This window comes from Tropicimonas aquimaris, from assembly GCF_042676185.1.
Classification (GTDB): Bacteria; Pseudomonadota; Alphaproteobacteria; order Rhodobacterales; family Rhodobacteraceae; genus Tropicimonas; species Tropicimonas aquimaris.
Map to the genome: position 1 here is coordinate 143,605 of NZ_JBHTJT010000060.1, position 23,153 is coordinate 166,757.

General features: G+C 66.6%; 23 protein-coding genes. 14 read left to right on the plus strand and 9 right to left on the minus strand.

Annotated features, from left to right (window positions below):
* Positions 1-21: 21 nt before the first annotated feature.
* Genes ACFQ2S_RS23905 through ACFQ2S_RS23920 form a run of 4 tightly spaced genes read left to right on the plus strand, consistent with a single transcriptional unit; the run spans position 22 to position 4,877 of the window.
* Positions 22-1,614, plus strand: a complete 1,593-nt coding sequence (locus ACFQ2S_RS23905) for a glucan biosynthesis protein (protein ID WP_386079006.1) — start codon at positions 22-24, stop codon at positions 1,612-1,614.
* Positions 1,611-1,787 (plus strand): hypothetical protein, encoded by a 177-nt coding sequence (locus ACFQ2S_RS23910; RefSeq protein ID WP_386079009.1) that lies wholly within the window; start codon positions 1,611-1,613, stop codon positions 1,785-1,787. Before ACFQ2S_RS23905 ends, ACFQ2S_RS23910 begins: the two co-directional genes overlap by 4 nt.
* Positions 1,788-1,810: 23 nt before the next feature.
* The gene (gene mdoH, locus ACFQ2S_RS23915; protein ID WP_386079012.1) at positions 1,811-3,607 is read left to right on the plus strand and encodes a glucans biosynthesis glucosyltransferase MdoH; all 1,797 of its coding nucleotides are present in this window, start codon (positions 1,811-1,813) and stop codon (positions 3,605-3,607) included.
* Entirely contained in the window at positions 3,594-4,877 is a 1,284-nt protein-coding gene (locus ACFQ2S_RS23920; protein ID WP_386079015.1) for an OpgC family protein, read from the plus strand. Before mdoH ends, ACFQ2S_RS23920 begins: the two co-directional genes overlap by 14 nt.
* 28 nt (positions 4,878-4,905) lie before the next feature.
* Here ACFQ2S_RS23920 and ACFQ2S_RS23925 read toward each other — a convergent pair whose 3' ends face one another.
* Positions 4,906-5,820, minus strand: coding sequence for a LysR family transcriptional regulator (locus ACFQ2S_RS23925; protein WP_386079018.1), 915 nt, complete (start codon positions 5,818-5,820; stop codon positions 4,906-4,908).
* 115 nt (positions 5,821-5,935) lie between these two features.
* Here ACFQ2S_RS23925 and ACFQ2S_RS23930 point away from each other — a divergent pair, with 115 nt between their 5' ends.
* The 6 genes from ACFQ2S_RS23930 (at position 5,936) to gndA (ending at position 11,074) form a co-directional block, all read left to right on the plus strand.
* Positions 5,936-6,868 (plus strand): VOC family protein, encoded by a 933-nt coding sequence (locus tag ACFQ2S_RS23930; RefSeq protein ID WP_386079021.1) that lies wholly within the window; start codon positions 5,936-5,938, stop codon positions 6,866-6,868.
* A gap of 27 nt (positions 6,869-6,895) precedes the next feature.
* Entirely contained in the window at positions 6,896-7,516 is a 621-nt protein-coding gene (locus ACFQ2S_RS23935; protein ID WP_386079023.1) for an alpha/beta hydrolase, read from the plus strand.
* Between the two features lie 35 nt (positions 7,517-7,551).
* Positions 7,552-7,851, plus strand: coding sequence for a GNAT family N-acetyltransferase (locus ACFQ2S_RS23940; RefSeq protein WP_386079025.1), 300 nt, complete (start codon positions 7,552-7,554; stop codon positions 7,849-7,851).
* 43 nt (positions 7,852-7,894) lie between these two features.
* On the plus strand, positions 7,895-8,572 hold the full coding sequence (locus ACFQ2S_RS23945; RefSeq protein ID WP_386079027.1) for a cupin domain-containing protein: 678 nt from the start codon (positions 7,895-7,897) through the stop codon (positions 8,570-8,572).
* A 36-nt stretch (positions 8,573-8,608) separates the two neighbouring features.
* Positions 8,609-9,571 carry a pirin family protein gene (locus tag ACFQ2S_RS23950; RefSeq protein WP_386079030.1) on the plus strand — a complete coding sequence of 321 codons (963 nt, stop codon included), beginning with the start codon at positions 8,609-8,611 and terminating at the stop codon, positions 9,569-9,571.
* 81 nt (positions 9,572-9,652) lie between these two features.
* Positions 9,653-11,074: an NADP-dependent phosphogluconate dehydrogenase gene (gene gndA, locus ACFQ2S_RS23955; protein WP_386079033.1), complete on the plus strand. Its 1,422-nt coding sequence runs from the start codon at positions 9,653-9,655 to the stop codon at positions 11,072-11,074.
* A gap of 352 nt (positions 11,075-11,426) precedes the next feature.
* On the opposite strand, the gene ftsH is transcribed toward gndA, so the two are convergent.
* From ftsH to ACFQ2S_RS23985, 6 genes are all read right to left on the minus strand, one after another.
* Positions 11,427-13,373 (minus strand): ATP-dependent zinc metalloprotease FtsH, encoded by a 1,947-nt coding sequence (ftsH, locus tag ACFQ2S_RS23960; RefSeq protein ID WP_386079036.1) that lies wholly within the window; start codon positions 13,371-13,373, stop codon positions 11,427-11,429.
* A gap of 113 nt (positions 13,374-13,486) precedes the next feature.
* Positions 13,487-13,636: a hypothetical protein gene (locus tag ACFQ2S_RS23965; RefSeq protein WP_386079039.1), complete on the minus strand. Its 150-nt coding sequence runs from the start codon at positions 13,634-13,636 to the stop codon at positions 13,487-13,489.
* 75 nt (positions 13,637-13,711) lie between these two features.
* Positions 13,712-14,209, minus strand: coding sequence for a c-type cytochrome (locus ACFQ2S_RS23970; RefSeq protein WP_386079041.1), 498 nt, complete (start codon positions 14,207-14,209; stop codon positions 13,712-13,714).
* Between the two features lie 48 nt (positions 14,210-14,257).
* Positions 14,258-15,616: an FAD-binding oxidoreductase gene (locus ACFQ2S_RS23975; protein ID WP_386079043.1), complete on the minus strand. Its 1,359-nt coding sequence runs from the start codon at positions 15,614-15,616 to the stop codon at positions 14,258-14,260.
* Between the two features lie 203 nt (positions 15,617-15,819).
* The gene (locus ACFQ2S_RS23980; protein WP_386079045.1) at positions 15,820-17,172 is read right to left on the minus strand and encodes a GAF domain-containing protein; all 1,353 of its coding nucleotides are present in this window, start codon (positions 17,170-17,172) and stop codon (positions 15,820-15,822) included.
* Complete coding sequence (locus tag ACFQ2S_RS23985) at positions 17,169-17,660, minus strand: hypothetical protein (protein WP_386079048.1); 492 nt, start codon at positions 17,658-17,660, stop codon at positions 17,169-17,171. Before ACFQ2S_RS23985 ends, ACFQ2S_RS23980 begins: the two co-directional genes overlap by 4 nt.
* A 324-nt stretch (positions 17,661-17,984) precedes the next feature.
* On the opposite strand from ACFQ2S_RS23985, the gene ACFQ2S_RS23990 reads away from it, so the two are divergent.
* The 4 genes from ACFQ2S_RS23990 (at position 17,985) to ACFQ2S_RS24005 (ending at position 21,824) form a co-directional block, all read left to right on the plus strand.
* Positions 17,985-18,992 carry an AraC family transcriptional regulator gene (locus ACFQ2S_RS23990; RefSeq protein WP_386079051.1) on the plus strand — a complete coding sequence of 336 codons (1,008 nt, stop codon included), beginning with the start codon at positions 17,985-17,987 and terminating at the stop codon, positions 18,990-18,992.
* A gap of 60 nt (positions 18,993-19,052) precedes the next feature.
* Positions 19,053-19,949: a LysR family transcriptional regulator gene (locus tag ACFQ2S_RS23995; protein WP_386079054.1), complete on the plus strand. Its 897-nt coding sequence runs from the start codon at positions 19,053-19,055 to the stop codon at positions 19,947-19,949.
* A gap of 95 nt (positions 19,950-20,044) precedes the next feature.
* The gene (wrbA, locus tag ACFQ2S_RS24000) at positions 20,045-20,668 is read left to right on the plus strand and encodes an NAD(P)H:quinone oxidoreductase (RefSeq protein WP_386079056.1); all 624 of its coding nucleotides are present in this window, start codon (positions 20,045-20,047) and stop codon (positions 20,666-20,668) included.
* A 262-nt stretch (positions 20,669-20,930) separates the two neighbouring features.
* The gene (locus ACFQ2S_RS24005; protein WP_386079059.1) at positions 20,931-21,824 is read left to right on the plus strand and encodes an EamA family transporter; all 894 of its coding nucleotides are present in this window, start codon (positions 20,931-20,933) and stop codon (positions 21,822-21,824) included.
* A 67-nt stretch (positions 21,825-21,891) separates the two neighbouring features.
* Here ACFQ2S_RS24005 and ACFQ2S_RS24010 read toward each other — a convergent pair whose 3' ends face one another.
* Together ACFQ2S_RS24010 and ACFQ2S_RS24015 are read right to left on the minus strand one after the other, a co-directional pair.
* Positions 21,892-22,386, minus strand: a complete 495-nt coding sequence (locus tag ACFQ2S_RS24010; RefSeq protein WP_386079062.1) for an AAA family ATPase — start codon at positions 22,384-22,386, stop codon at positions 21,892-21,894.
* A 215-nt stretch (positions 22,387-22,601) separates the two neighbouring features.
* Positions 22,602-23,102, minus strand: a complete 501-nt coding sequence (locus ACFQ2S_RS24015; protein ID WP_386079065.1) for an anthrone oxygenase family protein — start codon at positions 23,100-23,102, stop codon at positions 22,602-22,604.
* Between the last annotated feature and the right edge of the window lie 51 nt (positions 23,103-23,153).

Consider the following 23,153-nt stretch of genomic DNA (forward strand, 5'->3'; position numbering starts at 1 on the left):
AGTTCCGTGTTGAAGTCCAACATGAAACGGAGTGGGGCGTTGTCGCAGGGAAAGTGGGCGAGACGCCAGTTCCTGTGTTCGGCGGCCGCTGCCATCGGCGCGCCGGCAATCATGTCGCCCGCTCTCGTTCACGCGCAGCAGGACGCGCCTGCCGCGTTCTCGTTCGACACTCTGAGCGCCGCGATGCAGGAGGCTGCCGGAAAGGAATTCGCCCCTGCCGAGCAGGTGCACGGGTTCCTCGCGGAACTCGACTATGATGCCTACCAGCGTATCCGCTTTCGGCCCGAACAGGCCCGCTGGAGCGATGGCGGCGGCGCCTTCCGGCTTCACGCATTCCACCCCGGATGGCTCTTCAAGGAGCCGGTGAAGATCAACGAGATCGTCGGCGACACCGTTCAGCAGATGACCTTCACGACTGCCGATTTCGAATATGACGACGAGGACCTCGCCGCGTCGATCCCGGCGAACGCGGAGATGCCGGGCATTGCCGGCTTCCGTCTGCACACCCAGCTCAATCGCGCCGACATCTTCGACGAGCTGGTCGTCTTCCAGGGTGCGAGTTATTTCCGTGCGCTCGGGAGCGGCAATACCTACGGGCTCAGCGCCCGCGGGCTTGCCGTGAACACCGGCCTTTCCCAGGCCGAGGAATTCCCCGTGTTCACCGAAGTCTGGCTTCGCCGTCCGAACGAGGGCGATGGTTCGGTGACGCTCTACGCCGCGCTCGACAGCCCGTCAGTCACCGGTGCCTACCGGTTCGTGATCTCGCCCGGCGACACAACCTCGATGGAGGTGACCGCCCGCCTATTCCTGCGCAAGGACATCGAGCAGCTTGGCGTGGCGCCGTTGACCTCCATGTTCCTGTTCAGCGGCGCCGACATGGGTCCGTTCGACGACTACCGCGCGGCGGTCCATGACAGCGAGGCGCTGGTACTCAACACGCGGCCCGGCGAAACCTACTTCCGACCGCTGAACAACCCGCCTCAACTGGCGAGTTCCTATCTCGGCGCGATGAACCCGGCCTCCTTCGGCCTCGTGCAACGTGAACGTGCCTTCGAGCATTTCCTGGATGCGCAGGCCCATTACGAACTGCGCCCCTCCCTCATGGTCGAACCGATCGGCGACTGGGGCGAGGGCTCCGTGCGGCTGGTCGAGATACCCTCGGACCTGGAGATTCACGACAACATCGTCGCCTTCTGGGTGCCTGACACGCCGACCCGCGCCGGCGATGCGCTCGAATTCTCCTACCGGCTCCATTGGGGCATGACCCCGCCCGGCGCGCAGCCGAAAGCCCTTGCAAGGGTGCTTCGGACGCGGATCGGCAAGGGCGGCGTCGCCGGCGTCGAGACCGATGCGGGGACGCGAAAGTTCGTGGTGGATTTCGCGGGCGGGCTGTTGGGCTCGCTGCCCGGAAACGCAGAGATTGAACCGGTCGCCAGCGCAACCAATGGCGAGATTGTCGAGACTGTCCTGAGCCCCGTGAGCGGAAAGGACGTGTGGAGACTGGTCATGGAGGTCCGGGCGCAACCGGGCTCAATTGTTGAATTGAAGGCAGGCATCGCAGGCTACGATCGCATACTCACCGAGACATGGGTGTACCAATGGATCAACGCTTGAACGCCAAGGACTTCGAAGACGCCCTGCCCAGTGACCCGCCGGCTTCCGGCCTTTCCCGTTGGGCACCACCAGAGGCTCCCCTCCCGATGCAGAAGCAGGTGGTCGAGAAGCGCACGAGCTGGGCAGACCTCGCGCTCGTCGGTCGACTGTTCCTGTCCCGCCGCAAGGCGTGACGGGGGTGCTTGCATAGCCTGCCATGCATTCGCATCTCGAACCGGACGGACCGACGCGTCTTTGCCGCCTTCTTGCGCTGGGTTTTTCGTTGATAGCGGCAGTTGCGGCCTCACTGCTGATGGCCGAAGCAGCCGCGCGCGACGGCTTCGGCGCATTGGATGCGGCGAGGGCCGCTTTGATTTTCCTGACCACGGCCTGGCTTGCCTGGGGCGCTTCGCTGGCGCTGATCGGCACGCCCGGGCGGCAGCGCCCCCGCGCGCAACCTGATCTTCGGATGCCCCAGCCGCGAACGGTCATCCTGATCCCGATTTGCAACGAGGACCCACTGACCACCTTCGCCCGCATCGCGGCCATCGATGCATCCCTAGCCGAAGCAGGCGTGACCGCCGATCTCGCGGTTCTGTCCGATACGCGAGACGAGGTCGCCGCCCAGCGGGAGCGTTTCGCCTTCGCCCGATTGCTGCGGGAAACGGGGGGAGAGGGACGGGTCTTCTATCGGCGGCGAACACAGAACCTCGGCCGAAAAGCCGGCAACATCGAGGATTTCGTCCGCCGTTCCGGCGGCGCCTACGACCTCGCCTTGATCCTGGACGCCGACAGCCTCATGAGCGGCGAGGCGATACGGACAATGATCGCTCGAATGCAGCAAGATCCGAAACTCGGCCTGTTGCAAACCTTGCCCAAGATCATCGGTGCGCATTCGTTCTTTGGCCGTGCGCTCCAGTTCGCGGCTGGTTTCCATGGCCCGGTGTTCTCTCGCGGACTGGCCCGAATGCAGGGCGCGACTGGCCCGTTCTGGGGTCACAACGCCATCGTGCGGGTCCGCGCCTTCGCAGACAGCTGCGGCTTGCCGGAGCTCTCCGGCAAACCCCCATTCGGAGGGCACATCCTCAGCCACGACTACGTGGAATCGGCGCTGTTGGCTCGGGGAGGCTGGAAGGTCGAGATGGATCCCTCCATAGCCGGCTCCTACGAGGAAGGCCCGGAGAACATCCTTTCCTTCGCCCGCCGGGACCGGCGGTGGTGCCAGGGCAACCTTCAGCATTCCCGGCTTCTCTTCGCGCCCGGTCTGGTGGGCTGGAGCCGCTTCGTCTTCCTGCAGAACATCGCGGCCTATGTGGTCTCGATACTCTGGGCGGCGTTCCTCGTCGCGTCCTTCGTCGCGACCGTCACCGCACCGCCCCCGAACTATTTTCCCGAACCGCACCAGCTGTACCCCGTCTTCCCGAACACCTCGACGCGGGAGGTCACCATGTTGGTTTTCGGCGTCGTGGGGCTTCTTATCATCCCGAAGCTCACGATCCTGACGGGCGCAATCGCCTCGAGCCGCGTGGACGGGTTTGGCGGTATCCTCCGCAGCGGTTTTTCGGTGCTTGCCGAGGTACTTCTTACCACGCTCCTTGCACCGCTAATGTTGCTCTACCATAGCCGGGCCGTGCTGCAGGTACTCTCCGGGCAGGATGGCGGATGGCCGGCCAATCAGCGCGGAGAGGGGTTGCTCAGTCTGGCGGACGGCTGGCGGTCGGGGCGTTGGATCGTGATGATCGGAGCTTCTGCGCTGGCGTCGGTCTACTGGATTGCGCCCGACCTCCTGATATGGCTATTGCCGGTCGGCCTGCCGATGCTGGCCGCCCCGTTCCTGATCGCCTGGACATCGCGCCCGCTCACGCATGCGCTCTTCAGCGTGCAGGAAGAAATCGCGCCACCACCGGTGGTTAAGACCTATCACGAGGTATGCACCCGTTGGGCGATGACCTGGAAGAACGCGCCGGCGGAACCAAGTGCCGGCAAGGCCGTTGAACATCATGTCCCAGCATAAAGCCAGCGCAGAACTCATTGCCTTTCCAACCAGAAAGCCCCCCGGCGAACGGCGTCCACGCGACCTCCGGATAGACGCCTTTCGTGGGATTGCACTGGTGATGATCTTCATCAACCACGTTCCCGGCAATCCCTACGAATACCTGACGATCCGCAATCTCGGATTTTCGGATGCGGCGGAGGCGTTCTTCCTGATGTCCGGGATCGCCGCGGGCCTCGCCTACACCGCGCGGTTCCTTCCGGAACACCTTGCTCGCAACGGGCTCTGGCATGCCGTCTCGCCGCTCTGGAAGCGGGCCTGGACGCTCTACCTCGTCCAGATGGCTCTGTCGGCCTGTGCGCTCGCCATCTTCGGCCTTGCCTACCAGCTTTCCGGCCTGCCGGACCTTCTGACCCAGAACAACATGCGGCAGGTGTTCGAGAACCCGACCGAGGGATTGATCGGCTTGCCGATCCTGACGCACCAGTTCGGATATGTGAACATCCTCCCGGCCTACTCGGTGCTGCTGATCTGCGCTCCGGCGGCGATCCTGCTCGGAATTCGCTGGCCGCGGATTCTCCTCGCGGCCTCCCTCGGCCTCTGGCTGATAACCGGCCTCTTCCGGCTCAACCTGCCCAACTATCCCAACGAGGGAGGCTGGTTCTTCAATCCTTTCGCCTGGCAGGCCATCTTCGTGATCGGCTTGCTGACCGGCCTCAGCCTGCGACAGGGCAAGACATTCTTCCCGCGCTCCCGCCTGCTGTTCTGGCTTTCCGCGGCATTGCTGGTGTTCGTTCTGGCCTGGAAATACGTTCCCGGCCTGGAGGATTTCTTCAACATCCAGATGCATCACCTGGCCGAGGCCGGGGCTCCTTTCATCTTCACGTCGCACGACAAGACCTATCTCGCCGCACCACGCTTCCTGCATATCCTCGCGCTTGGATACTTCCTGTCGCAACTCGCCATCGTGTCCCGACTTTCGGCCCATCGCTACGCGATGCCCCTTCGACTGCTTGGGCGGCACGGGCTGCTGGTGTTCGCGGCAGGCACTGTGCTCTCGCTGGCGGCCCAAGCCCTGATGCTCTCTCTACCGGACGCCCTCTGGCTGGCCTGGGTGCTTCCACTCGTCGGGGTGGCCGCGCTTGTCGGAATCGCGCGTCTTGCCGACGCTGCGAACACCAGGCCTCGGGAGCCGCAGTCTCAAGTTTCGACGGACAGCAGTTCCTCCGCTCTTGTTCGACCGATCCAATCGTCCAGCACGGCCGCAAGATCCAAGCCACCAGCGATGTAGGTGATCTCCAGCCGGGTCGTTGGGTCGCCTAACTCCAGCGAAACGCGCCGGGCGCGCTTTCCTTCAGGCATGCCTCGAAAAAGTCGGTGAAGGTTGCAACGAGCGGCGGCAGTTTCTCGTAGGGTGGGTAGAACAGGGTCAGCCACAGCATCGGAACGGACCAGTCGTCCAGCACGGTCTCGACAGCGCCGGAGGCCAACCCCTCTGAAACGATGAAATCCGGGAGAAGCGCCATGCCACCGCCCTTCACGACAAGCTCGTACAGCAGGTCGCCGTTATTGGAGATCACATCGCCGCGCGCCCGAACCAGCCGCTTGCCTCGGTCCTTACGAAAGGTCCAAGTCTCTGGTTCGGTCGTCTCACCATAGGAAAGGCAGGAAAACGGGTCGATCTCATCTGGGGTCTCCGGACGGGGGAGACGGTCGAACAGCGCGGGCGCGGCCACCACGTGCCGGGGCACTTCGCAAATCTTGCGCCAGATCGTCGACTTGTCGGTCGGCGCCTGGCTGATCCGGATGGCCACGTCGCAAGGCTCCTCCATGATGTCGATCAGGCGATCCGTCAGGCGGAGCTGCACCTGCACATGCGGGTAGGCAAGGCGGAAGCTCTCCACCAGCCCGGGCATCAAGCGCAACCCCAGCGACATCGGCGCATTCAGCCGCAACTGGCCGCGATCCGGCAGGCTTTCCTGACGGATCCGCTCGGTCGCCGCATCGAACTCTCCCAGCAGCGCGGCGTAGCGCGCTGCAACCATGGCGCCGGCGCTCGTCGTCGACACCTTGCGAGTGGTTCTGAGCAGCAACTGCTGGCCGAGCGTCTCCTCCAACCGCGCCACCGCGCGGGTCACGCTGGCAGGCGTCGTGCCGAGCACGCGCGCGGCGCCGGTGAAACTGCTCTGGCGGGCAACTTCCAGAAAAACCCGGATCGGGCCGAGATCGTCCATGGTTATTATTACGCTCGGCGCAACAGATTAGGCAATATTGATGCCGATTGTCTCAATGAACATTCGTGCCAAAATCTGTCCCGACGCAATGAACAGGACCAGAGAGGCGCGAACGATGATCGACCAGATCAGGGGATTGCACCATGTCACCTCGCTTGCCGGAGATGCCAATGCCAACAACGCGTTTTTCACGAAGACGCTCGGTCTGCGGCGGGTGAAGAAGACCGTCAACTTCGACGCGCCGGAGGTGTACCACCTCTATTACGGCGACGAAGCAGGGACACCCGGCAGCGTGATGACCTACTTCCCCTTCGGCCAGACGCCGCCGGGACGGCGCGGGATCGGTGAGGTCGGCGTGACCGAGTTTGCCGTGCCGAAGGGCAGCCTCCGCTATTGGAAGGAGCGGCTTTCGACGCACGGCGCAACCGGTCTGTCCGAGGACAGCGCCTTCGGTGCGGACCGTCTGCTCTTCGATGGCCCCGATGGCGACAGCTTCGCGCTAGTCGAGGACGCGCTGCGCGGCCGCATGCCCTGGACCGGTGGCGATGTGCCGGAGGAAACCGGGGTGCTGGGCTTTCACGGCGCGCGCTTCCGGCTTCGGGATGCCGCCGCCACGGGCGAGTTGCTGGAGTTCATGGGCTACCAGAAGGCCGAGACCACGGGCAATCTGACCCGCTACGTCATCGAGGGTGGCAACCCCGCCGACACGATCGACATCGAGGCCATTCCGACTGCGCGTGTCGCGTCCCAAGGCGCGGGCTCCGTGCATCATATCGCGTTTGCGGTCGAGAACCGCGCGGCACAGCTGGAGGTGCGCAAGGCGCTGATGGACACCGGCTACCAGGTCACGCCGGTGATCGACCGGGATTACTTCTGGGCGATCTATTTCCGCACCCCCGGCGGGATCCTCTTCGAGGTCGCCACCAACGAGCCCGGCTTCGACCGGGACGAAGACACTGCGCATCTGGGCGAGGCGCTGAAGCTGCCCACGCGCTACGAGCCGATCCGGTCGCGCATTGAGGCGGGACTGGTCCCGATCTCGGACTAGATCAAGCGCAACACCAAGGAGGTCGCCATGTCGACAGATGCCTACACGGCACTCGTTCACGCGCCCGAACCCGGCGCGCCGCTGATCCTTGCCTTTCACGGCACGGGCGGCGACGAAAACCAGTTTTTCGGCCTCGCGCGGCAGCTCCTGCCGCAGGCCGGGGTCGTCTCTCCCCGTGGGGACGTTTCCGAAAGGGGCGCTGCGCGGTTCTTTCGGCGGACCGGCGAGGGCGTCTACGACATGGCGGATCTCGCGGCGCGGACCGAGAAGATGGCCGGATTCGTCGCCGCCCATCGGAAGGCCAACCCCGGCTCGCCGGTCTATGGCTTCGGCTATTCCAACGGCGCCAATATCCTTGCCGCGGTCACCTTCAGGCATCCGGAGCTGTTCGACCGGATCGGGCTGCTGCACCCGCTGATCCCGTGGACACCAGAACCGGTTCCGGCGCTGGCGGGGCGCGACATGCTCGTCACGGCCGGGCGCCGCGACCCGATATGTCCATGGCCGATAAGCGAGGAGCTGATAGACTGGTTCTCCGAGCAAGGCGCGACGGTTTCGACCCGCATTCACGACGGAGGCCACGAGGTGCGCCCCGAGGAAATCGACGCGCTCGCCCTGTTTCTGAACCAGGCGAAAACCGCGGCCTGAAGCCGGCCGCGACATTTCAACAAGGAAAATTGGTCATGGAAAGCATTACGATCACGCGCACGGATACCGACAGCAAGGCACGCTATGCCGCCAGGGTCGCCGGCGTGGAAGGCGAAGGCGAACTGACGCTCTCCAAGGTGACGGACAAGCTCATCATCGCCGATCACACCGGCGTGCCCGATACCATGCGCGGCAAGGGCGTCGCAGCGGCGCTCGCCGAACGCCTGATCGCGGATGCCCGCGCGGCGGGCCAGCGGATCGTGCCGCTCTGCCCCTTCGTGCGCGCCTATGCCGAGAAGCGGCGCGAGGCGCTGGCGGATGTCATCCAGTGGTGATCCCGGCCCCGCAAACTGCACACCAGAAGACAAGGAACGCCCCATGAGCCTGAACGCGGATTTCACCCAGGATGTCATCGTCCGGCCAGAGGACAACCGCTGGGTCGCCTCGCCGATGCCAGGGGTCGACCGGATGATGCTCGACCGGATCGGCGACGAGGTGGCGCGCGCCACGACCATCGTGCGCTATGCTCCCGACAGCCACTTCTCGCCCCACACCCACGGAGGCGGCGAGGAGTTCATCGTGCTCGACGGCGTGTTCGAGGACGAGCACGGGGCCTTCCCGGAAGGCGCCTACATCCGGAATCCGCCGACCTCGCGGCACACGCCGGGCTCGAAGCCGGGCTGCGTGATCTTCGTGAAGCTCTGGCAGTTCCAGCCGGAGGACCGCACCCATGTGCGCGTGGCGACCGACAAACTCGGCAGCGTGGCGGACGCGTCCCGCCCCGGCGTCGCGGTATCGCCGCTCTATCGCGACGCGCACGAGGATGTCCGGATCGAGCAATGGTCGGCCGGGAGCTCCGCGGCCGTGGCGGCTGAGGGCGGTGCGGAGATCCTGCTGCTCTCCGGCAGCCTGCGCCTCGACGGCGTGGCGCTCTCGCCCTGGACATGGATCCGTCGCGCCGATGGCCACGAGATCACCCTGACCGCCGGCCCCGAGGGCGCGCGGCTCTGGATCAAGACCGGGCATCTTCTGGATGTCCGCGCGCCCGAAGCCTGACCCTCCGCCCCCCTCCCCGAGACAAGGACCAGACCCATGAGTTGGAACCCGACCCTCGCCCCGGACTGCCCCGATCACGTCAGCGCGGATGCGATCGAGACGCTTATCATCCCCCGCGCCCGCGATATCGGCGGCTTCGAGGTAAGGCGGGCCCTGCCCTCGCCGAAGCGGCAGATGGTGGGCCCCTTCATCTTTTTCGACCAGATGGGCCCGGCCGAGTTCATCACCGATGGCGGCATCGACGTGCGCCCGCACCCGCATATCGGCCTCGGTACGGTGACCTATCTCTACCAGGGCGAGTTCGAGCATCGCGACAGCCTCGGGACGCACCAGATGATCTATCCCGGCGAGGTGAACTGGATGCTCGCCGGGCGGGGCGTGACGCATTCGGAGCGCACCAGCGCCGAGACCCGCGCCACGCGGCACAAGCTGTTCGGCATCCAGACATGGGTCGCGCTGCCGGAGGACCGCGAGGACATTGCGCCGGATTTCGAGCACCACAAGGCAGGCGCCCTGCCGGACCTGAGCGAGGGCGGCGCGCAGGCGCGGCTCATTCTCGGCACCGCGTGGGGCGAGCGCTCGCCCGTTACCATGCAGTCGGAGATCTTCTACGCCGATGTCACCCTGGCCCCGGGGGCGCAGTTCCCTCTGCCGGATGACCACGAGGATCGCGGTATCTACGTGACGCAGGGCTCCATCGAGAACGCCGGGCAGAGCTTCGAGGCAGGCCAGATGATGGTCTTCCGTCCGGGCGACCGTCTCTCGGTGCGGGCGGGCTCGCAGGGGGCGCGGCTGATGGCGCTTGGCGGCGAGACGCTGAACGGGCCGCGCTATGTCTGGTGGAACTTCGTCTCGTCCTCGCCGGACCGGATCGAAGAGGCGAAGGAAGCCTGGAAAGCGGCGGATTGGGAGAAGGGACCGTTCCACCTGCCGCCGGGGGATGCGGAGGAGTTCATTCCAATCTCCCCCGAACTGGATCGGCTCAAGATCAAGCGTTGACACGGTGCGGGCGGGAGGGCGGTTCTAGGCGCCCTACCCGGCCATGGTGAAACCCGACGACCAAAGGAAGCGAGGGGCAAGATGGACCTTTCCGAAATCGGCCTGATCGGCCTTGGCACCATGGGCGCGGCCCTGTCACTCAATATCGCGGAGAAGGGGTTCCGGATCTCCGTCTTCAACCGCACGGTGTCGCGGGTGGATGGTTTCCTGGCCGAGGCCGGCCCCTTGGCGGAGCGGATCACGCCGACACGCTCTCTCGAGGATTTCGTTGCCTCGCTGGCGGAACCGCGCGCGATTATTCTGATGGTGCCCGCAGGCGAAGCGGTGGACGCGCAGATCGCGGCCCTGCGTCCACTGCTCGGGCCGGACGACCTGATCATCGACGCCGGCAATGCCAATTTCCACGACACCAACCGCCGCGCCGCCGAGGCCGTGGCGCAGGGTGTGCCTTTTCTCGGCATCGGGGTCTCTGGCGGCGAGGAGGGCGCACGGCACGGGCCGTCGATCATGGGCGGCGGCGACCGCGCCAACTGGGACCGGGTCTCGCACATTCTCGAGGCGATCAGCGCCAAGTACGAGGGAGAGCCCTGCGCCACGTGGATGGGCGAGGGCGGTGCCGGCCATTTCGTCAAGACGGTCCACAACGGCATCGAATACGCCGACATGCAGCTCATCGCCGAGACCTACGGCGTGCTGCGCGATGGCATGGGCCTCTCCGCTGCCGAATGCGGCGAGGTTTTCGGTCGCTGGAACGATGGCCCGCTTCGCTCCTACCTCGTGGAAATCTCGGCCAGGGTCTCGGCCGCCACCGATCCGGAAACCGGATCGCCGATGCTCGACGTCATCCTGGACCGGGCCGGACAGAAGGGCACCGGGCGCTGGACGGTGATCGAGAGCCAGCAGGTTGGCGCACCGGTGCCGGTGATCGAGGCGGCCGTCGCGGCGCGCAACCTGTCGGCGGCACTGGAAACCCGCCGTGCCGGGCAAGAACTGTTCGGCGCGGCGCCCCAGTCCCTGCCCGACGGCACGCTCTCGCTGGACGACCTCGAAGCCGCGATGATCGCGGGCAAGATCATGTGCTACGCGCAGGGTTTCGACCTGCTCGCACGCACCGGGGCGCAGCACGGATGGGCGCTGCCGATGCCCGAGATCGCCGAGGTCTGGCGGGAAGGCTGCATCATCCGGTCCGACATGCTGAACGACATGGCCGCGGCCCTGCGCGGCGAGCCCGAGCGCAACCTGATCTTTGCGGACTATTTCGCCGATCTCGTTGCGCGCAACCACGTTGCGCTGCGCAAGGTCGTGTCGACGGGCGCGCTTCACGGCCTGCCCATGCCCGCCCTCTCCGCCGCGCTCAGCTATTTCGACATGATCCGCACCGAGCGGTCGACCGCCAACATGCTTCAGGCTCAACGTGATTTCTTTGGCGCCCACGGGTTTGAAAGGATCGATGCGGCGGGCAAGCATCACGGTCCGTGGGCCAGCGGGCAAGACCGGCCTTGACGCTGGGTGTTCTTGCAAGACGCCCCCGATGCACCATACGGCCGACGCAGCTATAGGGCACGACTGGCGACGATGCGCATTCGGCGGACCTCACCAGAGATCGGACGCGCCACGGGCCTTCTGGAAAGACGGATGGCTAACACCCAGTGCAAATGTCCCATGCCGATCACCATCAGAAGACGGTGCGCAGAATTTGGCGCCTTCGCCGGGAGCAATGCAGGTTGTGGGATGATCCGACGACTGACGCACGCTGCGCCGGAAGCCTCTCGCCACTCTATCCAAACACGGGATCAAACGCCTGACGCCAAATGCAGGCCGCCGAAACGCACCGGTTTGCGGGTCGCCGTCAGACCTACGAACCCGGATCGCTGCTGTCTTCCCGCTCGGGCTCCGCCGGATGCTTGCCGGTTGCCGGTGTCGGGCGCAGGTCTGGCCGTGGCGTCATCGGGCGCACCTTCCGGCCCGCGTCCAGGCACAGGCGGATCTCATCGGCCTCGAGCACCTCACGCTTCTCGAGTTCCCGTATCAGATAGCTGACCGCATCCTCGTTTCGGACCAGAATGTCTTCCGCCCGGGCCTCTGCCTCTTTCAGGAGGCCGATCACGGCCAGATCCACGCGTGCAGCGGTCTGGTCGGCATGTTCGTGGGGCTGCGCGATGGATTGTCCGAGAAAGGGGTGATCCTCACTCTGGCGTAAATCGACTGGTCCCAGTTCCTCGGTCATGCCCCAGCGGGCCACCATCGAGCGCGCAAGTTCAGTCGCGCGCTTGATGTCGTCGTCGGCTCCCGAACTCACGCTGCCAAGGAAATGCCGCTCGGCCGCGCGACCGGCCAGCAAGATCGCGAGCTGCGCCCGGAGGTAGCCTTCGGGAAGCGTATGGTGTTCCTCGCGGCTCAGCATGTGGGTGCCGCCAAGGCTGCGGCCACGCGGGATGATGGTGACCTTGTACAGCGGGTCAGCTTCGGGCGTGAAATGGGCGACCGCCGTGTGACCGGCTTCGTGAACGGCCAGGCGGTGACGTTCCTGCGGCTGTATGGCCAGCGTGCGGACCGTGCCGAGTATGATCTTGTCACGCGCTTCCTGGAGGTCGGCTGCGTTGACAAGGTCGCCCTGCCGCCGTGCCGCGAGGATAGCCGCCTCGTTGAGAAGGTTCCTGAGGTCTGCCCCTGAAAAGCCGGGCGTGCCGGCCGCAACGTCGTCGAGATCGGCGGTGTTGGACAACGGGATATCCCGGGCGTGGATGTCCAGGATGGCCCTGCGCGCCTTCTGGTCGGGCAGGTTCAGGGTCACGTGGCGGTCGAACCGGCCCGGCCGCAGCAGGGCCGGGTCCAGAACGTCCGGACGGTTGGTGGCGGCCAGCACCACCACGGCCTCCCGCCCGGTGAACCCGTCGAGTTCGGCGAGGATCTGGTTCAGTGTCTGCTCGCGCTCGTCGTGGCCGCCGCCGAGACCCGTTCCACGGGTGCGCCCAATACTGTCGAGCTCGTCGATGAAGATGACGGACGGCGCGCGCTTGCGAGCGGCATCGAACATCGCCCGCACCCGTCCGGCACCCACACCGACAAAGACCTCGATGAACTCCGATCCGGACGTCGAGAAGAAGGGCACCCCGGCCTCACCCGCGAGCGCGCGCGCCAGGAGCGTCTTGCCGGTGCCCGGCGGCCCCATGAGCAACACCCCGCGAGGCACGACCGCGCCTACCCTCTGGAACCGCTCCGGCTCGCGCAGGAACTCCACCAGTTCGGCGACTTCCTTCTTCGCCTGTTCCTGACCGGCGACGTCGGCAAACCTGGTTTCAGATTGCGTTGCCGTCGGTTGCGAGAAACGCCCGCTGAACATCCCGCCGATACCGCGACTGTCGATGCCGCCGATCTGTCTGAACATCCGTCTTTGCAGCCAGACATAGACTCCCAGGATGACGATCCAAGGCAGGAACAGAAGCAGCAGCGAGTCGCCTGCGGGGGCCTCTGCCGTGATCTCGACGTCCGCGGCCTCAAGCATCGCAAGAAGGTCGGGATCTGGCTGGACGGGGGTGACGGCCTTGTACTGCGCCGCCTCACCGGTCGTGTCGGCGGCAAGGGTGACCGTGATCAAATTTTCTCCGAGCACGGCTTCGGCAACCGCACCGGTTCCGATCAACCGCTTCATTTCACTGTAGGATACGGTTTCGACGGCGGCTCCGGGCTGCAGCATGGAGAACATCACTAGCAACAGGAGCGCGAACGCCCATGGGATGAGCATGGGCTCGGCCCACGGGGAATTGGGGCCATTCGGTCGCTTGTTCGGGTCGTCGGACATGGCTGTTCCACTCCGCAACCGAGGATGCCATGGCTCGGCGCTGCTCGCGTTGACGCAGGTCAACGCGAGCGAGGCCGACCCCTAAGGCGTCCCGTTGCCAGGACGCCCTCTTGCTACCAGATCGCCGGCCAGGGGATGCGCCCCAGATCGATCTGCGGCTCCAGCCCAAGGTCGCGCAGGCGATGCGACGAAAGCTCTGGCGCAAGGATCGGGGGCGTTGGGCGGCGGCGTGAGCCTGACCACCCGAGGGGTCTCCACAACATTCTGAAATCCTCTCTCAAGAAATGGGGGGTCTGCGGGTGTCTCGGCTCCCGATGCCCGCAGAGCGTGGGGAAACGTCAGTTCGTCGGCATGGTCACCCGGTAGAAGGGTGCCCTGGCCGCCGCACTCGCTGCGACAGGTTCCAGCCGTTGCGCCTCCGTCGGAGGCAGCGACCGGAGATAAGCGACGAGCGCAGCGACATCCTCGTCGGACAGCTCCGCATAGGCCGGCCAGGGCATCGCGGGCGCCAGCAGTCGCCCGTCCGGTCGCTGACCGGCCCGGATCGCGTCGGCGATCTCCTCGTCGGTCCAGTCGCCGAGACCGGAGGCGCTCGGGGTCAGGTTGGGAGGCCAGAAGATCCCGAGCCCAGGGATCTCGAAGCCGATGTTGCCGCCGGACAGGCCGGCGTCCATAACCGGCGCACCATCGGCCCCACGCGGCATGTGACAGCCGGCGCAATCCATGATGCGGGCCAGGTAGCCGCCGCGCGCGATGGCATCGCCCTCGGCATCGGCGCGATGACCGACAGACAGGAGCGCCGCTGTGGTCAGCGCCACAAGATGCATTGGTCTCATTTCTGTTTTCCTTTGGGAATGCCCGGGCAGCGCCCGGGCCGTGACGTTTCAGGCTGCGGATTGGTCGCTGTGACCTTCGTGAATGCCAAAGCGCCCCGTCGGATCGTGAAGCAGGCGCAGGTCCGAGAGGCGGCTGGCTGCCTCGGCGGAGAGCGTGGGAAACCCGGCCGTCGGACGGTCGAGATCGGACTCGCCGACATAGCTGCCGGTTGCTAAGCCGCGGCAGGTTTCGACGGAGCTGCGGAGCCATGCCAGGTTCTCCCTGTCCTGCGCCGCCTCCGGCCAGATCCCGTAGAGCGTCGCGAATATGCGGCCGTCGCGGCTGAAGGCGGCATCGCCCGGCAGCGGGACAGAGTTCGAGCGCAGCGCGACGAGACCGAAGCTCCGGGAGGAAGGAGCCCGCTCGATGCTGCGCAGGACGCGCGCAAGCGCCTCGCCGAAGGCCCCGTCGGACCACAGGCAGTCCACCCCGTATCGCGCGCCTTTCGGCGTCGACTGTCCGGTCATCTCGTAGAGCGCCGAGATCGGCGTGGGCATCGGCCCGGCGACCTCCACCGCCCCCTCCGGCGCATCGCGCCAGAGATCGGCGCAGATCCCGCGCGCCTCGGCCTCCTCGGTTGCGAAGACATTCGCGATGGCCGCGATGACGGCACCTTCCGGCCCGGCGGCGATCTTGGCCGTGAACTCGACATTGGCCGGCGCGCGGGCCACCGCCGCCTCCGCCCATGCTGCGACCGCCTCGGCCTCGCCCGCAGGATAGACCCGGACCACCGACGTCAACGCGCGCGGCGCCTCATAGAGCCGGACCCGGAACGCGGTGACGATGCCGAAGAACCCGGGGCCGGCGCCGCGGGCGGCCCAGAAGATGTCGGGATGCTCTGTCGCCGTGGCGGTCAGCAGCCGCCCATCGGCCATCACCACGTCGACCCCGAGCACGGAGAAGCAGGCGATGTCCCAGGCACTGGAGTTCCAGCCGACTCCGCCGCCGAGCAGGTAGCCGCTGACGGTCACATCGCCGCAATGGCCAACCGGAAACGCCAGCCCGTGACGATCCAGCGCCGCCGCGAGCCGCGCGTTGGACACGGCCGGCCCGAGAATGGCGCTGCGCTCGGTCACATCGATCCGTAGCCCGTCCAGTGCGCCCAGGTCGACGACCATATCGGCGCGGGCGGCGATGCCCGTGAACTGGTGCCCGCCGCCTCGTGCGGAGACGCTCAGACCGTGCTCGCTGGCGTAGCGAACGGCCGTCTGGACATCGGCCGCGTCCGCCGCGCGGATTATCACCCGCGCCTGGCGCTGCGGCTTGCGGCCGTTCCAGATCAGGGCGTCGCAGGCCTCGGCATGGTCGGGATCGAACACGGTAATCACCGGCCCGCGTATGCGGGACTTCAGGGTTTCGAAAGTCATTCAGAAAGTCTCTGCAATGCTTGGGCGCCCGCCCCGCCGAAACCGGCCAAAGGAATCGGGTTCCCGGATGGGAAATGAAGAACGATCGGGGCGCTTCGGCGAAGGTTCGGCGACCGCGTCCCTGGCAAGTGCAATACCCCCGCAGCCCTGCGCGGGCATGCTAAGTGTTCGCTCGCGAAATGCTCACGAATGCTAAGAGATTGCTAAACGACGACCTCGCCCGCGTCGGGCTCTTCCAGGGCCACCCGACAGGCCGCAACCAGTCTGAACCGTCCGCGCCCCGCCTTCTCGAGCCTGAGACAGGCAGACCGCTCCTCGAGCCGCTTGCGCAGGAGGATCAGGCGGGCGTCGAGGTTCTCGGCATGGGCCGGTAGCCGCAGTGCCGGGTCGAGGCGCAGCTCGCGGGTGGTGAACTCCGTGCGCCCGGTGGCGCGATGCTCGCACAGCAGCCGCCACAGGATCGCGCCGGCCACGCCCTTGATGAGGTACTCGTTCTCCAGAAAGACGCTCTGGTCGAGCCGAAAGTAGCGAAGGGTCAACTGGCCATTCCCGGCGTCAGGGACCGAAGCGTCGCCGGCGACCTCGTCGGCAGCGTCCTGACGCAGCAGGGACATCCGCGCACCGACATGGCCGGCGACCAGCGCGAGCGCATCCTCCTCGTCGTAGCCAAAGCGGTTGATCTCGTCATCCTCGGCAAACAGCACCCCGACCACGACCCCGCCTTCGGTGATCGGCAGCGCGATCTGGCTGCGCGGGGCGGCAAGACCGGGAAAGGCGATGAGCCGGGGCACGTCGCAGACGATTCCATGGCGGCGCGCGGCGTCGCTTATCGCTGCGCCATATCGGTATTCGCGCGTCATGTGGCCGATGCGGATCGGGGCGTTCTCCCGCGCCGCGACACCGATCACGCCTTCGCCCAGCGCAACCTCGGCCCCGACACCGGTTTCGGGATAGCCATGCGATGCGACGGTGTAGAGACGGCCGGCCTCCGCGCCCGCCATCAGAACCATCGACCAGGCGATGCCGAAGTCGCGCTCGAGGCAGGCCGTGACGCAATCCAGAAGCTCTTCGAGGTCGGCGCAGCCATCCAGGGCCGAACAGGTGCGCCGTGTCGCCGCCAGAAGCGAGGGTCGGTTCGCCACCGGCAGCGCGACCGGCCCCGGCACCGCCTCGATCGACTGCACGCGGTAGATATCCGCGCCGAGCAGCCGGAAGACATCCTCGACTCCGTGATGCGATGCGATCCCGGCGAGCTTTGCCTTCATGCCCTCGTACAGCGGGCCGGCGGTCTGCGTCTCCTCGTAGACGAGCGACAGGCGAAAGTGCTGGAGCGTTTCTGGATCGGTCACCACCACCATCGCGCGACGGGTGGCCATGACGTTTCGCCGCGTCTTGTTGAAGAACTGGTAGGAGAGCGCGACGCGCTCCGGGTCCACGTAATGAACCTGGCTGATCATAGAGACGTTGGGAACGCCATCGGCATCGCAGGTCGCCAGAACGGAGGCAATGACCCCTTCCAAGGCCCTTCGGAGGCCATCAATGCGAAGACCGGTCATCGCGGCAACTCCGCGCCGGCCCCGGGACCGGGAGTCTGGGTGAACACACGCTCGGGCGTCAGCTCGAGCGCCACCAGATCCGCAGGATCATAGGCGCAATATCCTGCCGCCTGCACGCGCGCGTAGCCGATCTCCACCAACCCATCCTGGAACAGCGCATTCTGCCGATCCATCTCCGGAATGTCGTCGGAACAGGCTGGGCAAATCCGGGCATGGGAAGCCTTTACCTGGAACGAGGTGTGATCCCGGGTCGCCGTGAACGTGACGGCCACCGCACGGCGCAGCTGCACCGACCGGAGAACGGCCAGGTTGGCGGCCTGCCCCAGAAGGACGCGCACAACGCCCTCTGGCATGATCCGGATACCAACGCCGAAGCCGACGACCGGCGCGCCGACATCGTCGCTTGACGCGACGGTGACGCCACATCCGCCCTGAGCGAGCGCGACGAGTTCGGCCGGCAGCTGCAGTGGCGTCATGGAGGCGAGCATGGCGCGGGCCGGCCTCTCGTGCCCCCTCCGACACTTGGCCTACCCGGCCCACAACACGTTTTCGGCGATCTGGCAGCGTGTGTCTGCACACCGGGATAGAGCGGCGTCCTGATTAGAGCCAGCATCGTGCCTTGCCATTCGATTTCGCGACCGATTGGCCAAGGGTCTCATCTTGCCGCACAAGCGTCATGCTTGAACCCGACATCGACGTCGCCATTCGCATCGCTCTTCCTTCATGCCCATCCGCCCGGCGCTCCGGCGCTGTGTCGACCACAGGGAATCGCAGCCTATGTCCAGTAGCCCGCATGGGGTATTGAGAGGGGCATGGGAACCGTTACCTCTCTCTTTCTGCGCAAGATGGTTGCGGCGGCCGGGCCGGAGATCGATCAGGCGGGGCTGCTGCGGTCGGTCGGCCTCGCCCCGGACGCCGAGGCCGATCCGAAGACCATGATCGCGGATACCGAGTATTACGGGCTGCTGGAGCGCATCGCGGCCGAGATCGACGTCACCGACCTGCCACTGCGCACAGGGGCCTCGATGCGGCTCGACGATTACGGGGCGCTCGGACTGGCCTTCAAGGCAGCCACCACGCTCGGCGGCTCCTTCTCGCGGGTCGCCCGGTTTGCAAGGCTCTGGACCAGCGTTGTCGAGTATTCGCTGGAGCCCGAGGGGCAAGACAGCTGGTTTCACCTGCACCGCGCCGGGCCGCCGCGGCTTGGCCTTCGGCTGTCGAACGAGGCGACACTGGCCAGCGCGACGGCCATCGCCCGCGAAGTTTCGCAGACCGGCAGCTTTTCCCCGCTGGAAGTGCATATCCGGCACGCGGCACCGTCCAGCACCGCGCAGCACGAGGCCTATTTCGGATGCCCGGTCGTCTTCGGCTCGGATCGCGACGCACTGCTGATCGCTCGAGCCTCGTTGGACAGCCCCAACCGGCTTGGCGACCGGGGAATCACACGGTTTCTCGAAAGCCACCTGGAACAGGAACTCTCCCTGCTCACCGAGACCCGGCGGATCGCCGACCGCACCCGGGATGTCATCGCGCAGGCTCTCAGCGAAGGGCTTCCCAGGATGGAGGATGTCGCCCGCCGGCTGGGCCTGAGCGCGCGTTCCCTGCATCGGCGACTGGCCGAGGATGGCCTGACCTTCCAGTTGCTGACCGATGCCACCCGCCGGGAACTGGCCGAGGGTCTGCTGCGCGACGAGCAGTACTCCATCGCCGAGATCGCCTACCTGACCGGCTTCTCCGAACAGAGCGCCTTCAACCGCGCCTTCAAGCGCTGGACCGGCGCAACGCCGGCCGGTTTCCGGAGCGGCAAACCTTCCTCATGATACCGCCGATGGCAGGAAAACCGTCGACAAGCTGCCCGTCGCGGTCAACATGTCGAGACCATGGACAAGCTTTCCGTCATGCACGCCTATTGCCGCATCGTCGAGCGCGGCAGCTTCGCCCGCGCCGCCGAGGATCTCGGCGTTTCCGGGGCGCTTCTCAGCCGTGAGGTCAAACTGCTGGAGGAAAGCCTCGGCTGCACGCTCCTGACCCGCACCACGCGGTCCATGTCCCTGACCGATGCCGGGCGGCTCTACTACGAGGAGGCGCTCGGGATCCTCGATGCGGTGGGACGGGTGGAGGACCATATCCGCGACGGCGCAGGACGGGTTCAGGGGCATCTGAAGGTCAACGCCTCGAGCTCCTTCGGGCAGATGGTGATCGCGCCGATCCTGCCCTCCTTTCTCGACGCGCATCCGGACCTTCGGCTGACGCTGTCGATGGACGACCGCGTGGTGGACATGATCGAAGGCGGTTTCGACGTCTCCATCCGAATCCGGCCCGCGATGCCGGATTCCTCGCTGGTGGCGCGGCGGATCGGGATCATGCGGCAGAGGATCTTTGCCGCACCGGGCTATCTGGAGCACACGGGCACGCCGCAGAGTCCTGACGATCTGTCCCGGCATCGCATCGTCGGCTTCCTGCTCGCCGAGCACCTGACGGAATGGGCCCTCTCGGGACCGGAGGGCCCCCGCACCGTCCAGATCGACCCGCCCTTGCGGGTGGGAAACAGCCTGGTCCTGCGGGACCTTCTCATCGCCGGCCAAGGGATCGGCACCCTGCCCGACTTCGTCTCCGACGGCCCGGAAGCGCGCGGCGAGCTGGTTCGCCTGCTGCCGGATTACGAGCTGCCCGCACCGGAGATCTTCGCCGTCACCGCGTCCCGGCTCGGCATGGACGCCAAGGTCTCGGCCTTTCTCGAGCACCTGCGCACCGCGCTCCGGCCCGCGCATTCATAACCTGGTGTAAAGAATGATTTGCGCGCGGGCCGCTTATTCCCGTCCGCCCGATCACCGATCTTCCCGGCAACGAACCACCGACCGGAGAAGATCCCATGCCCCGCATTCTCGTGCTTTACTATTCCAGCTACGGCCATGTCCGCGACATGGCGCTGGCCGCGGCGGAGGGCGCGCGCAGCGTTCCCGGTGCGCGCGTCGATATCCGCCGCATCCCCGAAACCGTGCCCGAAGCCGTGCGGCGGAGCGCGGGCTACTTGGCGGACGACACACCCGAGGCCGCGCCCGCCGATCTGGCGGATTATGACGGCCTGCTGCTCGGCACGCCCACCCGCTTCGGCATGATGGCCGGCCAGATGAAGCAGTTCCTCGACCAGGCCGGCGGGCTCTGGGCGCGGAATGCGCTGGTCGGCAAGGTGGTCGGGGTCTTTGCCTCCACCGGCTCGCAGCACGGCGGCCACGAGGCGACGCTGCTCTCCACACAGATCCCGCTGCAGCATTTCGGGATGCTGATCGCCGGCCTGCCCTATTCCTTCGCTGGCCAGACATCGCGCGACGGCATCATCGGCGGCGCGCCCTATGGCGCGGGCACCATCGCCGGGGCCGATGGCGCGCTCCGTCCCACCGAGACCGATCTTGCCGGCGCGCGGTTCCAGGGCGCCCATGTGGCCGAACTGGCCGCCCGCCTCGCCCTCGGCGAACGCATGCGCGAGGCCGCCTGATTCAACGGCCGTCATATCTCCGGCACTCCGCGCAGGCCGCGGAGAGTGCCGGGCTCTTCCCCCCAAAACTGAAAGGGCCTTCTCATGAGCTTCCCCTTCCGCCTCCCCGTCAGAAGTCTGCGACGCCAACGGCGGCGAGCCGTTCCCCGCGACCTCTCTCCCCGGCAGATGCGCGACATCGGTCTCGAACCATGGCCAGACCAGCCGCCCGTCTTCCCGCGCCACCTCTGGTGAGTGCCCGCGCCGCAAAGGATACCCGACCATGACCCGGCCGACCGACATCCTCCTCACCGCGCTCGCCCCGGCGATCTGGGGCAGCACCTACCTCGTCACGACCGAGGCCCTTCCCGCGGGCTACCCCGTCACCCTCGCGGTGCTGCGCGCGCTGCCGGCCGGGCTCCTGTTGCTGGCCGTCACCCGCTGCCTGCCGCCGCGGGCCTGGCTGGGCCGCGTCTTCGCACTGGGGGCGCTGAACTTCGCCATCTTCTGGACGCTGCTTTTCGTGGCGGCCTACCGGCTCCCCGGCGGCGTCGCGGCGACGCTCGGATCCTTGCAGGCGCTGATCGTCATTGGCCTCGCGCGTGGCGTGCTCGGAACGCCGGTCCGCGGGATGGCGGTGCTTGCGGCCCTCACCGGTGTCGCTGGCGTGGCCCTGCTCCTGCTCGGCCCGGAGGCCGCGCTCGACCCGATCGGCATCGCTGCCGGGATCGGCGGCGCCGCCTCAATGGCCGCGGGAACCGTGTTGAGCCGCAAGTGGCAGCCGCAAGTGCCCGCGCTGAGCTTCACCGCTTGGCAGCTGACCGCGGGAGGGCTGATCCTGCTGCCCGTCGCGCTCGTGCTCGAGCCTCCCCTGCCGCCTCTCGATACCGCGAATCTCGCCGGCCTCGCGTGGCTCGGGCTTTTTGGCGCGGCGCTGACCTACTGGCTGTGGTTCCGTGGCGTCGCCCGGATCGAGCCCGGCGCGGTCTCAATGCTCGGCATGATGAGCCCGGTCACCGCTGTCGCCATCGGCTGGCTGTGGCTCGGACAGGCGCTGAGCCCGTTGCAGGCCCTGGGCGCGGTGATCGTGCTCGGTTCGGTCTGGGTGGGCCAGGTCACCAACCGGCCCCGGTCCCGGAAGGCCCAGGTCCCGTCAGGCCGCGCCCTCTCGGCCTGAACGACAGGCCCATCCAGAAAACAAGACCGGCCGCGCGGGAGCAGACCCCGCGCGGCCATAATCGTTTTCACTCAGCGCCATGCATGACGATATGGAGACCTTCCTCCGGGGTTGGAGGAACGAAATGCCTGCTCAGCTGCGCGAACTGTTCGTCCGAGACCTCGAACGGATGATCCCCGCACGCGTTCCGCGCCCGCAACCGCGCCAAGCAGACCTCGTCCGGCACGTCGAGGAAGTGCAAAGTGTGGGCCGCACCCGAGGCCTCGACGAGGCTGCGCATCCAAGCGCGCCTGGCAAGGGTATTCGCCTGGAAGTCGAGCACGACGGAGACGCCCTCCCGCAGAAGCGAGACGACGTGAGAGCCGATGGCGGCCTCGAGACGGGCGGAGCAGCGAACGTAATCGGCGATCGTGGCCATCTGCTCGCCGTAGAGAGCGGAGAGCAGCGCATCCTCGGAGAGGACGACGGTTCCCGGCTGGCGTCCCAGCTTCCCGGTCAAGGTCGATTTGCCGGAAGCGGGTTTGCCGCAGAGGAGATGGAGCGTGGGTAAGTTGGGTGACATGAGACAGACCTGTCGAGGCGCAAGGCGCGTTTCGTGGAAATTCGGATACAGGGAGCCCGGCCCGGCGAGTCAGGCCGGGATGGTAATTCGAGCCGGGGGCTTGCCGGCGGGTATCCGAAACAGGGTCGTCATGCGGGCGTGGTGCCATGCGGGCGGCGGGATGTCCATGCCGGCGCGCCGGTCAAGCGTGATAGCTGGGCGCCCCGACCACCGCGTCACGCCTGCCCCTGCGCCGTCCAAAGCAGGCCGAGCAGGAGCAAGGCCGCGGACAGCACGCAGGCCAACGTGCGAACCGTGTTCCAGAAGGTCCAGCGGGGCAGATAGGTGCCGGTCCAGTAGCTGCGGGCGGCATCGGACGACCGGTCCATTCCCGCAAGAGCTTCGTTCATCGGCACGTTGAAAAACACCGTGACGCCGAAGCACCCCACCAGGTAGACAATGCCAGCCGCCAGGACGAGGCCGCGCTCGGGCCCGCTCAAGCCGAATGCCGCGACACCTGCGACCCCCAGCGAGACGACGGCCATGCCGAGAAACAGGGTCATGAAGACCCAGCGGTAGACCTCCCGGTTGATGACCTGCATGGCCTCCACGCCACCGCTGCCGCCGGTCAGCGACAGCGAACGCATGATGAAATCCGAGAAGGCGAGGAAAACGCCGCCGACCAGCGCGTAGGCCAGGATGGCCGCCTGCATCAGCACGAAGAAGAACGGGGACATCTGTGAAATCTCCTTGAGGGGTTGGATGAGCGGCGGGACGGCGCGGCCATC